The organism is Spirosoma aerophilum, assembly GCF_054782495.1.
On the sequence record NZ_BAAGSJ010000017.1, the window covers coordinates 207283 to 220284 of the forward strand.

Sequence of the window (13002 nt, forward strand, 5' to 3'; positions counted from 1 at the left end):
AAAAATAAATAGTCAGCCAACGGTGGTTTCAGGCCAGACCATAAAAATAGCCAAAGCCCGACAAAAACCATAGCCAATCAATGAATTGTCTAATTTTTTAACGAAATAATGTATATAAATAGTTTTATCTACTGGTTTAATACAATATTAAAGTTTTGTGGAATGACTTAATATGATCAGAATATCAGCGACTTATGGGCTACAAAAATTTATTTAATAGCTACAAAAATGATGCCTTGAATAGCTCTGTGATGGCTGGAGAAAGCGCGAATAGAACAGATTGTATAGCCTAAAGGCAGGTGGAGAGGGGGAAAGGCGCAAAATTCCGCGCCTATACAAAACAGAAAAAGCCCTTAAACGGGCTACATCCAAAACCAACACAGGCAGATTTAGTACCTGATTACGGCAGACAACAGGAGGGAAATTAATAAGGACGCGCGGGACGCACGTTCAGAAGCACCGCTAAAAGCCGTTCGCCAATGATGACTTTCGTCTCGCGAACGGTTTGCTGCCAGCATACGGGAGAGGTTACCCTGGCCTTCGCGACCGATGCCGATGTTTTCGACTTCATCTGCTTCCGGGCTGCGAACATGTTGTGGGGATGCCCCATGCTGAAGGCTTGTCCGCTGATAGCTAAAAATAAAATTCCGATGACCACTAACGTTTTCATGACCGCTTCTGTCTAATAACAATACAAAGATATGGGTTTAGTTTGGTATCTTGCAATGCATAGTACTATATTTTTTCAAATTATTTTTTATTTGGTAGGGTAGTTGATTAGTTAAGTAAGTAAAGTAGTGGAGTAAGTACCCACTGGTAGTACAATTCACTTATTTCACTCACTCCACTGATCAACTACTCCACTGATTTCACTAGTCAACGACAACCCGTTTCACCGCGCCATCTTCGTTCTGGGTGACGGTGATGAAATAAACGCCCTGAGCTTTTTTGCCCAGGTCGATCTGGCCAACAAACTCGCCCGAGAAGTCTTTAATGTCGCGTTTGGCAACTTCTTTTCCTTTGGGGTTGGTCACGACAATGCTCACGTCGCCTTTGCTGGGTGCGGTGAACCGGATGTTCAGCTGATCGTGATCCGGGTTATTGGGAAAAGCGTCCAGCCCCCGGATGGTCGATGCTTTTCCGTTGAAATTGCGTGCCCAGTCTTCAAAAGGGCGAGCCAGCTGCCGGTCAAAATCGCGGGGTAGCTGGAATTTAAGCCGGTTAAGTTGATCGGCCAGGGAGTCGGTTCCCCGTCGGAATTCATAGCGCCAGTTCTGGTTACTCCAGACATCCCGATCGTTTCCCCGCTGCACATAGACATCCGTAGGGGCCCGCCGTTTGCCGGGTGTTGTGCGTTCACGGGTGACGATCCGGTCGCCGGAATTATCATCAATGATAATGGTCATTTGGCGCTTGCCGCCATCCTTACGGGTTGCTTTGAGCGAATCGACCAGTTTCATGACCATTTTGTCGCGTTCGGGATCGGTCATCCCGTTCAGGCGGTAGGTCCGCTCGATTTCCCGAACGTCGTCGCCATTCCGCTCGATGATCCGGACATTTACCTCGCCCTTTTCTGATTTGGTAGCGGGTTTTGGCTGATTCTGAGCCAGGGCCGCTCCGCTAACGGTGACCGCCAGTAGTAGCGCAGATGCGAACTGGTATCCGGCAAAAACTGTTTTTTTCATAGCTTTAACGAGTTGCAAACGAAAGAACGATAAGTGGCTGAAGGGGTTGATACCCGGGTTGTTAAAGTTTGTTAATGAGCCAATGAGTAGTCGGCCCGGTTCGTACTTTTACTAACCCTTGCCACCGGTTTCTTATAGATGAAAAAGTTGGACAAAGGTTGCATGAGCGAGTAAAAAAATGTCAAAACAACGCATACGCTGGATTGTCGCCTTAATGGCCCTTGGGCTGTTTGGACTGGTTGGGCTGCAGGTCTACCTGACCAGCAGCGCGTTGCAGCTGCAGAAAGAACAGTTTTCCTATAAAGTGACAGACGCCCTGCTGGAGGTTGTCCGGACGCTCGAACGCCAGGAAATCGTTCATCTGACCCGGCAGCGCATCAAGGCCCGTGAACACCAGGACCGATTAATGGCCATTGCTAAAAAAGAAGGTCACTCGACGGCGAAGTCTGACGAGGAAAAACAACGTGTGGCGACTACGCCGAAGCGGTTGGTTCAGCCACGCTCCCGGCTTTCGACGCCCGATCAGCAGGTGGCCCGGCAAACAATAACACCCGGCATGGCACCGGTAGCAACAATGGTGGTACAATCGGACGTGTTGCACCCGATCGTGCGCAGTCTTTCGGCCGAACAGGTCGCTCTTGTCGAAGAGTTTTTGCACCAACAGGCCGAATTGATCGCTGTTGGTGACTGGCAGACCCAGTTAGCTCAGCAGGAACAGTTTCAGAAGTGGGCCGAAAATGTTGCCGGGCCGGAATTGGTTCGGATTACCAATCAGGTACAGAAAGATTCGCTGGACCGGGTGGCTAAAAGTCGCCGTCGGCGGGTCGCTCAGCGGCATAAACCCCAGCCCAATCCCCTGCTATCATCCCCCAAGCCGAGTTTGCCAACCAGCGCCACCGAGATACTTCAGCAGGACGCTGGTTCTTCCGCTGTCGGCACCTTTGCGAATGCAGATAATCCCAATTGGACGGAAAAGCAGTCGCACGTGATAAAAGACATGGTCAAAGGGTTACTCCTGCCCGACCGCCCCATCGGCGAACGGATAAACCGGCTTGTGCTCGACACGTTACTTCGACAGGCGCTCACCGAGCGGGGTATCACTATTCCTTTTGCCTATGCCGTACGAACGAACCCAAAGTCCCGTTTTTTATTCACATCCTCCGGCGTAGAAGCGAAGCAGTTTACCACCAACGGCTATAAAGCTGCGCTGTTTCCCAATAACCTCCTCGAAACAGGCAACTACGTTTATGTTTATTTTCCAACCCAGCAGGCCTTTATCCTGAATCAACTGGGCTTCACCTTCGGGGCATCGGTGGTACTTATTCTGGTCATTCTGGCCTGTTTTTATATCGCCATCAGCACCATTATCCGGCAGAAAAAACTGGCCGATATCAAAAACGATTTTATCAACAACATGACCCACGAGTTCAAAACGCCCATTTCAACCATTTCTCTGGCGGTCGAGATGGCGCAGGAACAACTGCGGTCAGAAAGCACGGCCCGATCGTCGGGTACCACGTTCAGCATTGCTTCGGGAGGATACGGCTCTTCGAGTGGGCCGCTCATCGGGTCGGGTCATGACCTGCCGGAGCAGCCTATGCCCGACTCCCGCCTAACCCGCTACATGAGCATTATCCGGGATGAAACCCGGCGGCTGGGTTCGCACGTGGAAAAGGTGTTGCAGATGGCCTTGCTGGACCGGGGCGAGATCAAGCTGAATATAACGTCGGTCAACGTGCATGACGTTATCGAAAAAGTACTGAATAACCTGAGTCTGCAGATCGAGCAGCGTGGGGGCGAGGTCGACCTTCACTTCGACGCTGACCGCGAAGTTGTGGAAGCGGATGAACTGCACCTGACGAACATTGTCTATAATTTACTGGACAATGCCCTGAAATATTCGCCCAACGAGCCACACATCACCCTCAGCACGCGTAGTCTTCCGGAGGGTACAGGCACCTCCATGCCGGGCACCTCCATGACGGGCACCTCCATGCCGGGCACCTCCATGCCGGGCACGTCCATGCCGGGCGTCAGTATTACGGTGACGGATCAGGGCCTAGGCATGAGCAAGGAGCAAATAAGCCGGATCTTTGAGAAGTTTTACCGGGTACCCACTGGTAACCGACACGATGTGAAGGGCTTTGGGCTCGGGCTTAGCTACGTTAAAAAGATGGTCGATGAACATCACGGCCAGATTCTGGTCGAAAGCCAGCCCGGCAAAGGGAGTTCCTTCGAAGTTATTATTCCCTATAAACAAGAGTTTGCTGTGAAGTAAGCGAATCGGTGCCGTAAGTAGAACAGGAACGGGTGGGCTAAGTCAGCAACGACAAGCGTACACTCCGCTTACTTCACTCATTTCACCGACTACACCAACCACCGAAAATATGCCAACGATTTTGCTTGTTGAAGACGACCCGAACCTGGGTCAGTTAGTGCAGGAATACCTGAACATGAAAGGCTACGCCACCGACCGGGCTACGGATGGTAACCAGGGCCTGAAGCTCTTCATGGAGGGGCAGTATGATCTCTGCATTTTCGACGTAATGATGCCCAAGAAAGACGGCTTTACGCTGGCGAAAGAAGTTCGGATGGACCATCGGGATGTGCCCATTATATTCCTTACTGCCAAGTCTATGCAGGAAGATACCATCCAGGGCTTTAAGGTAGGGGGCGACGATTATATGACCAAACCGTTCAGCATGGAAGAACTGCTGCTCCGGATTCAGGCCATTCTCCGTCGATACCAGCGTACGACAGATTCCGTCGAATCGACAACATATCAAATTGGCTCATTCTCATTTGATTATCCCCACCAGCTGCTTACCCGCACCGCAAACGGAGACTCAGCCAATGCCACAGAATCGACTCCGCAGAAACTAACCAGTAAGGAATCGGAGTTATTAAAATTACTGGCACAGAACCTGAATCAACCGGTCAGTCGTAGTTTTGCCCTGAAAATGGTTTGGGGGGATGATTCGTATTTCAACGCCCGAAGCATGGACGTGTACGTGACAAAACTACGGAAGTATCTGAAGGAAGATCCAGCGGTTCAGCTCGTTAATGTGCACGGCGAAGGATTTAAATTAATTGTGTAGTGAGTGATTTGAGTGGAGTGAGTTGAATAAGTAGAGTAGGTGTAGTGAGTGACATAGAGGAAATGAGTCGTATATATGCCACTCATTACACCACTTCACTCACTACACCTATTGCACTCATTACCCCTATTCCACTCCATTTACTCACTCCACCTACCTCAAAACTCAATGAACATAATACGTCGCCCGCGTCGGAATCGGCAATCGGCTGTCATCCGCGATATGGTGCAGGAAACACGCCTGTCGGTAACTGATTTTATATTACCGGTCTTCATTATGGAAGGCCAGAATGTCCGGTCTGAAGTGTCTTCCATGCCCGGTATCTATCGCTATTCGCTGGATTTGTTGCTCAACGAAATCCAGGAGTGCGTCGATCTCGGCGTCAAAACCTTCGACCTGTTTCCGAATATTGCTGAAGCCAAGAAAGATAAATACGCTACCGAAAGCTACAATCCGGACGGGCTGTATCTGCAGGCGATCCGGGCTATTAAAGATCGTTTTCCGGACGTTGTGATCATGACCGACGTGGCCATGGACCCTTACAGCTCCGACGGGCACGATGGGATTGTTGAAAATGGTAAAATTCTGAACGATCCCACGCTGGAAGTGCTGGGTAAAATGGCGGTAGCGCAGGCCCAGGCCGGAGCTAACATCGTTGGGCCCTCCGACATGATGGATGGGCGCGTGGGCTACCTGCGGCAGGTGCTTGACGAAGGTGGTTTCCATGAAGTGGCTATTATGTCCTATGCCGCCAAGTATGCCAGTGCTTTCTACGGTCCTTTCCGCGATGCGCTGGACTCCGCTCCGAAATTTGGTGATAAGAAAACGTACCAGATGAACCCCGCCAATAGCCGCGAAGCCCTCATAGAGGCCCAGCTCGACTATGCCGAAGGCGCTGATTTTTTGATGGTAAAACCCGCCTTGGCGTATCTGGACATCATTAAATTGCTGAACGACAATTTTCACCTGCCCATCGCGGCCTACAATGTGAGTGGCGAATATGCCATGATCAAAGCCGCTGCGCAAAACGGCTGGCTCGATGGCGAACGCGCCATGATGGAGTCGCTCATGGCCATCAAGCGGGCCGGGGCTAACGTTATTTTGACGTACTTTGCTAAAGAAGCAGCACACCTTCTAATAAATAATCATTAAAAATGCGAAATCTGCTTAGGTAATTTTCCGCGTTTATGTGTAGTTGACTAATTTTGTAGAGAATGAAAATTTATACATAATTATCAACTATGCATAAAATTTTACTTTTCTTCTTTTTAGTACTTTTTCTGTTTAATTGTAAATCGAGCGTAGTTGAACCAGATTCATTAGTTAACACCACAAGCACCCTAGCCATTTCGGGGCACAGGAAGCCTCACATAGAAACAATCGTTATATTGGGTTCTTCTACTGCTGCTGGATGGGGAGCTTCTTCTTATAAGTACTCCTGGGCTGGTTTGCTCAATGATCGCCTTACACTTGGTCGTGTTGTTAATTTGGCTAAGGGAGGGTATACAAGTTATCACATTCAGGCTACTGGAGATGCTAAACCAACAGGCAGGCCATTATCTGACACTCTCCGAAATATTACAGCTGCACTTAAGCAAAAGCCCACTACACTTATTATTAGTATGACAACTAACGATGTTGCCAATGGCTTTGGTGTAGATGAAATTATAAAAAACTTAAATGCAGTTAGAGCAAAGGCCATAGCCGCTGGGGTAAGTCGCGTTATAATAACTACGTCTCACCCTCGTAAAATTAATTCCTCAGCAACAGCTAATTATTTATTGCAACGCGACTTAGTCTTAAAAAACTATGGTGCATCGGCTGTCAATATTTTTGACCCTGTTGCTGATCCTGAAAACTGTTTTAAAGCGGAGTTATTAAGCGATGATGGGCTTCATCCTAATGACAAAGGCCATAAGGTGATCTATGAACAGATTAAAAAAACACTTAAATATTAAGCGGACGTATTCCCGAAAATCCACCTCAATCGAGTTAGATTCACCAGTTTTACAAATAAAAGGGTAGTGATGTAGGCTAATAGAAAGCGAAGAATAGAGGCCAATGCCAACTCCAAGGTTGTATAATCAGGTTGATAGCTAAGAAAGGAGAAGATGGGTATATAGACAATAAATTTGGCAATAAAGCCCACAAAAAATAAATGATATAAATAGATACCAAATGATTCAGTTCTCGGGTTTAAAAAAGGAAGTTTATGCAAATAGTTGTTTCGGAACAACCAGATAAACATCGCTATTGAAAATAGTTGATTAGAAATTCGTAATGAGTTTCTCGGATCAATAGAATCGAGTTTCCATAAAAAAATACTTTCACCGGCCGCCAGAAGAAAGGTCATCAATAGAAAGCTGGTCAACCACAAGTTCGACGTGTTCTGGATTCGTTCAATTACCTCATCATATCTGGCGAGCCAGACACCTGCACATAAATAAAAGACGAAAGCTGGGAAGGCGAATGTATGCCTTGGTTCTATCCAAGTCGTGTAAATGTTTACCGCATAAAATAAAGTAGCTGCAAAAGATAAAATGGTAACTGTCTTTAAGCTCAAGTAACGCCATCCGACCAGCATAAGAGCCAGCGAAAGTAGGAAGACAAAAATAAACCAGTATGATGTGAAAAACAGGCCGCTCCAGAGCTGATCAACTAATCTTGGAAAGGCAAGTATAGATTTGTCAAAACGCCCGATCATGACGCCAAAGGTGCCAATTGATTTTATATAGAATATTAGAAAGGCAACCAGAAAAGGAATACCAACAACACTTAACCTCCTTTTATAGTAGGAAAACGATTGTTTACTCGATTTAAGTTGCTTGCCGAGCAAAAAGCCTGATATCATAAAAAAAGCATATAGTACCAAACTTCAACGGTTGAGATATCCACAGAAAAGCTTCTTGTTGCGCTTGTGTCATGGCCGTGAAGGAATCGAAATGAATTATTCCTGGTTTTGCTTCCGGAACAGCCAGGCTATGTTCATATACAATTGAAAACATAGCCACAAATCGAATCCAGTCAACAAAAGGGTAATTAGGCTTAATTGATGACGTTTGATCAGGAAGTGTTTGAGTATCTAGGGAGGCAACGTTGATCATGCTAATTATTAAATTAAATTTACGCTTGTGTCTACATTTGTATAGTCAGACTATAGGTTAGGTGATGGAAACTATACGAGTTGAACGTATGTAGCCATACACTAGTATGAGTTAGTGGTGTTTTACGAGGAAACGGTTTATTAAAATATGACCCGATTATTAATAAGAAATGCGAGGTTAGTAAACGAAGGTCGCATTACGGATACAGATGTTTTAATTGAGCATGGGTTCATAGTTAAAATTGGTGTCGATTTATCCGATACGCATTGTGACCAGATCATCGATGCAAAAGGCAAGTATTTAGTGCCGGGCGTTATCGACGATCAGGTGCATTTTCGGGAGCCGGGGCTGACGCACAAAGCCACCATTGGTTCCGAAGCACGAGCCGCTGTGGCCGGGGGTGTTACCAGCTTTATGGAAATGCCCAATACGGTTCCCAACGCCCTCACTCAGGAACTGCTCGCTCAGAAATACGCTATTGCCGCCAAGACCTCGCTGGCGAACTACTCTTTCTTCATGGGCGCGTCGAACAATAATCTCGATGAAGTCTTACGAACAAATAGGTTAAACGTTTGTGGTATAAAAGTGTTTATGGGTTCGTCGACCGGGAATATGCTGGTCGATAATGAGCAGGTGCTGGACCAACTCTTTCGGGAAAGCCCGATGCTGATTGCGACCCACTGCGAAGATGAAGCCACGGTACGAATCAACACCGAACACTATAAAGCGGAGTATGGCGAACATGCCACCGCTGGGCTTCACCCGCTCATCCGGGATGAAAACGCCTGTTTGCGGTCGTCATCCATGGCGGTTGAACTGGCAAAGCGGCACAACACCCGTCTGCATATCCTGCATATTTCGACGGCCGATGAACTGGCTCTGTTCGACAATACCCGGCCGCTTACCGAAAAGCGCATCACCGCCGAAGTATGTGTGCACCACCTTTGGTTCGACAGCGAGGATTACGCCAGACTGGGCAACCTGATCAAATGTAATCCGGCTATTAAAGCGCCTTATCACAAAGAAGCTCTGATGGCAGGACTTCTGGACGATCGTCTGGATATTATCGCCACCGACCACGCCCCGCACACCTGGGCCGAAAAACAACAGTCGTATTGGCAGGCGCCAGCTGGTTTACCACTCGTGCAACACCCACTTTTGCTCATGCTCGACTTTGTGAAACAGGGTAAGCTCTCCATCGAAACGGTAGTACGTAAAATGAGCCATGCCCCCGCCGACTGTTTTCAGATCGACCGGCGTGGTTATGTGCGGGAAGGCTACTGGGCCGATCTCGTGCTGGTCGACCCGGGCCAGCCCACAACGGTTTCGCCGGAAAACATTCTGTATCAGTGCGGTTGGTCGCCGTTGGATGGTCATACCTTTGGGGCCAGCGTCACGCACACGATCGTATCGGGTAAGCTGGTGTACGAAAATGGCCGCTTCCTGACCGATCAGCCGGGCGTGCGAATGCTGTTTAACCGGTAGGGCAGAAAAAAATTTAGACAAAACTCTTGTGCAATCGGGTTAGTACGCCTTATCTTTGCACTCCCAATACGGGGAAAGCGTACTTGCCGAAGTGGTGAAATTGGTAGACACGCACGTTTCAGGGGCGTGTGTCTTTACGGACATGCGAGTTCGAGTCTCGCCTTCGGCACATAATCAAACCGCCATCAATTGTAAATCAGTTGATGGCGGTTTTTTTGTTTTAGGTAGTAATGGCCGTAACCATCATAAGCTCGCTGCGGCACCTGTAGTATGATTGTTACCATGCCGCTATCGCCAACCCCGGCGGCATTCCGTTCGAGTTTGCCAGTGTAAGCCTTATCGATGCTGTACTTGCGACCCTGGCTGGTTTCCGTGGCATACGTCGAAACAATGGGCTTTGTTTGGCGTTTGTAAACGTCTATGAATAGTCTTGTAAAGGTGGGTACCTGCGGCTTTGGCGGTTCTAAAACGGACTACGCTCAGCAGTTGTCCTGCGTTGAAGTCCAGCATACGTTTTATCAACCCCCGCGTTTATCAACCCTGGAGCGTTGGCGAGAGCAGGTGCCCGCTCATTTTGAGTTTACGCTGAAAGCCTGGCAGCTCATTACCCACCAGGCAAAAAGCCCCACCTACAAGCGTTTGCGAACAGCCCTGACTGACCAGGAACGGGCCGAGGCTGGGTTTTTCAGGCCTACGGAAATTGTCGAGAAGGCCTGGCAGCTGACTCTGAGCTGTCCAAAAGTATTGAAGGCCAAAACGATTCTCTTTCAGTGCCCCGCCAGTTTTACGCCGACCGCGGAGAACATCAGCTACATCGCTGGCTTTTTTGCCCGTATCGAGCGATCAGATCTGACCTTATGCTGGGAGCCTCGCGGCAATTGGGACAAATAACTCGTTAAATAGCTCTGTCAGGATCTTCAGTTGTGGCATGTTGTCGATCCGTTTACCCATATGACTACGACGCCTGATCAGTGTTATTTTCGATTACATGGTCGGGAGGGTTGGCGGTATACGTATGGAGCGCAAGAGTTAGCCGAGTTGACAGAACTGGTGCCTACCGACAAGCCATCCTACGTTTTCTTTAATAACATTAATATGCGGCAGGACGCTTTACGCTTCAATAACCTCATTCATCAATAGAGCTGTTCGTAAAGATGGCATAAACAGTAAGCCTCTTTTGTATATCCATTTGCTGGATGCGATCCACTCGCCAGGAAGTTAGTCTGTCAGAGCAGATCGACGAACCGGTTTGGGTGAAGGCAGCTCTCCCAATAGGAAATAATCGCTTTCAGCTGGTTGTGCATATCGGTGAGGTTCGTCTGCTTCTCAAAGAATCCCTGGATGGTCAGCTCGTAGGCCTCTTCCACCATATGGCGATAAACTGGGGCCGTAAAGAAAATAAAGGGTATGGCACGCTTCCGCAAAACAGGGTCCTGCTCTATTTTCTGACGCAGCTCCAACCCGCTCATGCGTTGCATCGTGACTTCAGAAATAATCAGGAACGGACGCTCATGGGTGGATTGCAGAAAATCCAGCGCTGCCTGGCCACTCTTGAAGAAAAATAAGGGATAACCCGGAGCGACGGCCTCCAGCATGGGCTTCATTAAAAGTTGATCGTCCTCATCATCATCGATGAAGAGAATGGGTGGCTGTTTTTGCATGCGAATTGAAATAATTTAATCCAGATAGAACTTGATTGACTCGCTAAATGATTTTAAAAAAATGGTGAAGTTTATTCTGTGGCTTTCCGATATGACGTGTCAACTGCCCTCCAGACGTCTGAATAGGCGTTTTCTCAAGGGTATAGTGAGAATTTAGTAGGACTTAAACGTGAAATCCGACTTAGAACATTAAGGCAGGAGACCAGTGCCTCATTGCCGACTTTTCTGCATCTTTATGCAGTAATTTGTGTCGTATGCAGGTTGACATTAGTCCGGCTACTCTGTTGGCCAATGCCATTATTATCATTGGCTTCTTCTCGGCTGCCCTGCTGTTTTTTGCGCCCGCCAATCGGCAGGCCAATATGTTTCTGGCTTTACTGATGGTCAGCATATCCTGTTGGCTGATTGATGGTCTTTTTCGGCTGGCTAATATTTATGGACAGAACGCGGAATTATATTTTCTGCCCATCTTCTACTCACTGGGGTTTGGCCCCCTTATTTATTTTTACGTTCGAAGTCTGACCGATAGCCGGTTTCGGTTCGAGCGTCGGCATGGCTGGCATTTTTTGCCTGTTGCCATACAGGGAGGCCTTTATATCTTCCTGACGCTGAACAACTACGAGTTTCGAAACTGGTTTTGGCAAACCATTCATTTTCCACTCACCTATCGTGTCGAGTTCGACGGTACCTGGCTGTCGCTGCTGATCTATGTGGGCTTATCGCTGCGGTTGTTGCAGCCATACCGTCGGTATGTGCAGGAGAATTTCTCGGAGACCAGCCAGCTTACCCTGCGTTGGCTGCAGGTGCTGTTGATCGGGCTGGTGCTGATTTGCGGGCAATGGACCTACGAAATGGTGCTCCGCGACCGGTTCAACAGTTATTATGTTCACGACGATTCCTACTGGATGCTGGGTGTGGCGCTGGTGTGCATGGGTATCGTTGGCCTCCGCCAGGGAAATATGGCACAGGTGCAGTTTCAGCCCGAGCCGGTTCCCGCCGAAAAGTCTGCCCCCGATATAAACCCTGATTACCTGGCGCGTGTCCGTCGGGCTATGGATGTCGATAAACTCTACCTTAACCCAACCCTTACGTTAACGGAACTGGCGCAGCAGGTGGGCCTTAATCCCAAGGTGGTATCGCAGGTCATCAATGCGGGAATGAATCAATCCTTCAATGATTTTGTCAACGCCTACCGGGTCAACGAGGTGAAACGACGACTCCAGACCAACGACCTCTCCCGCTTCACGCTGCTGGGCATCGCCTTCGAATCGGGCTTCAATTCTAAAACGACCTTCAACCGAATTTTTAAGGAGCATACCGGCCAGTCGCCGAGTGCATTCAGCAGTTCCAACTAGTCCCAAATCATCCGTTGGGGCGTCCCAGGCTGATTCTGGGGCGTTCAGGGCTGTTTTTGCGGCCACCTTTGCATCGTTCATTCACCTAACCAACGAACAACGATGCGTTACGCACTCCTTCTTTTCGTCAGTCTTTTCACCGCTTTTGTCGCTTCAGCCCAAACTGGCTGGTCGGATAAAACCCGACTGATGCCCGATAAACTGCGCGGCCTGCCCATTGGCCTGACGCTCTGGCACACCAACAACCCCACGGTGCCGGAGAAAGTAGGCGACCTGTACTACTGGAAACACAGCACCCTGATTCGCGCTGAAGTGAGCGATCTGGAGTTTGTGGAAGCGGGTAGTTTTATCTGGTACGATGCAACCGGCTGGCACCCCAATATGACCCAGTCTACTACCGATTTTGCTGAAAATTTCGGATGCCTGGACGGTAAACTACCCCAGGGCAAGGTGTTCACGTTCATCAAAAACTGGCGCTACGGGAAGCAATTGTACGGGGGCGATGCACTCTGGTACATCATTGCCCGCCACAAAACGGGTAAGCTCTACAAAGGCTACGGCATCGTAGAAACAGAGGGGAAAACGGCCAACTAAGTCAACAATCGAATCAATTC

12 protein-coding genes, 1 tRNA gene and 1 pseudogene are annotated in these 13002 nt (G+C 48.6%); 9 read left to right on the top strand and 5 right to left on the bottom strand.

Features of this window, described 5'->3' with window-relative positions:
- Window positions 1-424: 424 nt before the first annotated feature.
- Window positions 425-670, bottom strand: a complete 246-nt coding sequence (locus ACYVK4_RS23150; protein ID WP_461129940.1) for a hypothetical protein — start codon at window positions 668-670, stop codon at window positions 425-427.
- Between the two features lie 202 nt (window positions 671-872).
- A complete protein-coding gene (locus tag ACYVK4_RS23155) occupies window positions 873-1685 on the bottom strand; it encodes a T9SS type A sorting domain-containing protein (RefSeq protein WP_461129941.1) in 813 nt (270 codons plus the stop codon).
- Between the two features lie 178 nt (window positions 1686-1863).
- Here ACYVK4_RS23155 and ACYVK4_RS23160 point away from each other — a divergent pair, with 178 nt between their 5' ends.
- From ACYVK4_RS23160 to ACYVK4_RS23175, 4 genes are all read left to right on the top strand, one after another.
- Window positions 1864-3963 (top strand): sensor histidine kinase, encoded by a 2100-nt coding sequence (locus tag ACYVK4_RS23160; protein WP_461129942.1) that lies wholly within the window; start codon window positions 1864-1866, stop codon window positions 3961-3963.
- 109 nt (window positions 3964-4072) lie between these two features.
- On the top strand, window positions 4073-4783 hold the full coding sequence (locus ACYVK4_RS23165; protein ID WP_461129943.1) for a response regulator transcription factor: 711 nt from the start codon (window positions 4073-4075) through the stop codon (window positions 4781-4783).
- 168 nt (window positions 4784-4951) lie between these two features.
- Window positions 4952-5935, top strand: coding sequence for a porphobilinogen synthase (hemB, locus tag ACYVK4_RS23170; protein WP_461129944.1), 984 nt, complete (start codon window positions 4952-4954; stop codon window positions 5933-5935).
- An 89-nt stretch (window positions 5936-6024) separates the two neighbouring features.
- Complete coding sequence (locus ACYVK4_RS23175; protein WP_461129945.1) at window positions 6025-6741, top strand: SGNH/GDSL hydrolase family protein; 717 nt, start codon at window positions 6025-6027, stop codon at window positions 6739-6741.
- On the opposite strand, the gene ACYVK4_RS23180 is transcribed toward ACYVK4_RS23175, so the two are convergent.
- Window positions 6738-7634 (bottom strand): acyltransferase family protein, encoded by an 897-nt coding sequence (locus tag ACYVK4_RS23180; RefSeq protein WP_461129946.1) that lies wholly within the window; start codon window positions 7632-7634, stop codon window positions 6738-6740. The genes ACYVK4_RS23175 and ACYVK4_RS23180 overlap by 4 nt on opposite strands.
- A complete protein-coding gene (locus ACYVK4_RS23185; RefSeq protein WP_461129947.1) occupies window positions 7600-7887 on the bottom strand; it encodes a hypothetical protein in 288 nt (95 codons plus the stop codon). The genes ACYVK4_RS23180 and ACYVK4_RS23185 overlap by 35 nt, the downstream gene beginning before the upstream one ends.
- 147 nt (window positions 7888-8034) lie before the next feature.
- Here ACYVK4_RS23185 and ACYVK4_RS23190 point away from each other — a divergent pair, with 147 nt between their 5' ends.
- From ACYVK4_RS23190 to ACYVK4_RS23200, 3 genes and pseudogenes are all read left to right on the top strand, one after another.
- On the top strand, window positions 8035-9372 hold the full coding sequence (locus ACYVK4_RS23190; RefSeq protein WP_461129948.1) for a dihydroorotase: 1338 nt from the start codon (window positions 8035-8037) through the stop codon (window positions 9370-9372).
- An 85-nt stretch (window positions 9373-9457) separates the two neighbouring features.
- Window positions 9458-9541: transfer RNA gene (locus tag ACYVK4_RS23195), tRNA-Leu, on the top strand.
- Between the two features lie 251 nt (window positions 9542-9792).
- Window positions 9793-10512 (top strand): annotated as a pseudogene (locus tag ACYVK4_RS23200) (DUF72 domain-containing protein).
- A gap of 86 nt (window positions 10513-10598) precedes the next feature.
- Here ACYVK4_RS23200 and ACYVK4_RS23205 read toward each other — a convergent pair.
- Window positions 10599-11033: a response regulator gene (locus ACYVK4_RS23205; protein WP_461129949.1), complete on the bottom strand. Its 435-nt coding sequence runs from the start codon at window positions 11031-11033 to the stop codon at window positions 10599-10601.
- A gap of 254 nt (window positions 11034-11287) precedes the next feature.
- Here ACYVK4_RS23205 and ACYVK4_RS23210 point away from each other — a divergent pair, with 254 nt between their 5' ends.
- Both ACYVK4_RS23210 and ACYVK4_RS23215 read left to right on the top strand, forming a co-directional pair.
- Window positions 11288-12388, top strand: coding sequence for a helix-turn-helix domain-containing protein (locus tag ACYVK4_RS23210; protein ID WP_461129950.1), 1101 nt, complete (start codon window positions 11288-11290; stop codon window positions 12386-12388).
- 102 nt (window positions 12389-12490) lie between these two features.
- A complete protein-coding gene (locus ACYVK4_RS23215; protein ID WP_461129951.1) occupies window positions 12491-12982 on the top strand; it encodes a hypothetical protein in 492 nt (163 codons plus the stop codon).
- Window positions 12983-13002: the final 20 nt, after the last annotated feature.

Bases quoted from the DNA above. Each gene is read 5' to 3' on its own strand.
- ACYVK4_RS23150 (WP_461129940.1), bottom strand. From the start codon at position 670: ATGAAAACGTTAGTGGTCATCGGAATTTTATTTTTAGCTATCAGCGGA.
- ACYVK4_RS23155 (WP_461129941.1), bottom strand. From the start codon at position 1,685: ATGAAAAAAACAGTTTTTGCCGGATACCAGTTCGCATCTGCGCTACTA.
- ACYVK4_RS23160 (WP_461129942.1), top strand. From the start codon at position 1,864: ATGTCAAAACAACGCATACGCTGGATTGTCGCCTTAATGGCCCTTGGG.
- ACYVK4_RS23165 (WP_461129943.1), top strand. From the start codon at position 4,073: ATGCCAACGATTTTGCTTGTTGAAGACGACCCGAACCTGGGTCAGTTA.
- hemB (WP_461129944.1), top strand. From the start codon at position 4,952: ATGAACATAATACGTCGCCCGCGTCGGAATCGGCAATCGGCTGTCATC.
- ACYVK4_RS23175 (WP_461129945.1), top strand. From the start codon at position 6,025: ATGCATAAAATTTTACTTTTCTTCTTTTTAGTACTTTTTCTGTTTAAT.
- ACYVK4_RS23180 (WP_461129946.1), bottom strand. From the start codon at position 7,634: ATGATATCAGGCTTTTTGCTCGGCAAGCAACTTAAATCGAGTAAACAA.
- ACYVK4_RS23185 (WP_461129947.1), bottom strand. From the start codon at position 7,887: ATGATCAACGTTGCCTCCCTAGATACTCAAACACTTCCTGATCAAACG.
- ACYVK4_RS23190 (WP_461129948.1), top strand. From the start codon at position 8,035: ATGACCCGATTATTAATAAGAAATGCGAGGTTAGTAAACGAAGGTCGC.
- ACYVK4_RS23205 (WP_461129949.1), bottom strand. From the start codon at position 11,033: ATGCAAAAACAGCCACCCATTCTCTTCATCGATGATGATGAGGACGAT.
- ACYVK4_RS23210 (WP_461129950.1), top strand. From the start codon at position 11,288: ATGCAGGTTGACATTAGTCCGGCTACTCTGTTGGCCAATGCCATTATT.
- ACYVK4_RS23215 (WP_461129951.1), top strand. From the start codon at position 12,491: ATGCGTTACGCACTCCTTCTTTTCGTCAGTCTTTTCACCGCTTTTGTC.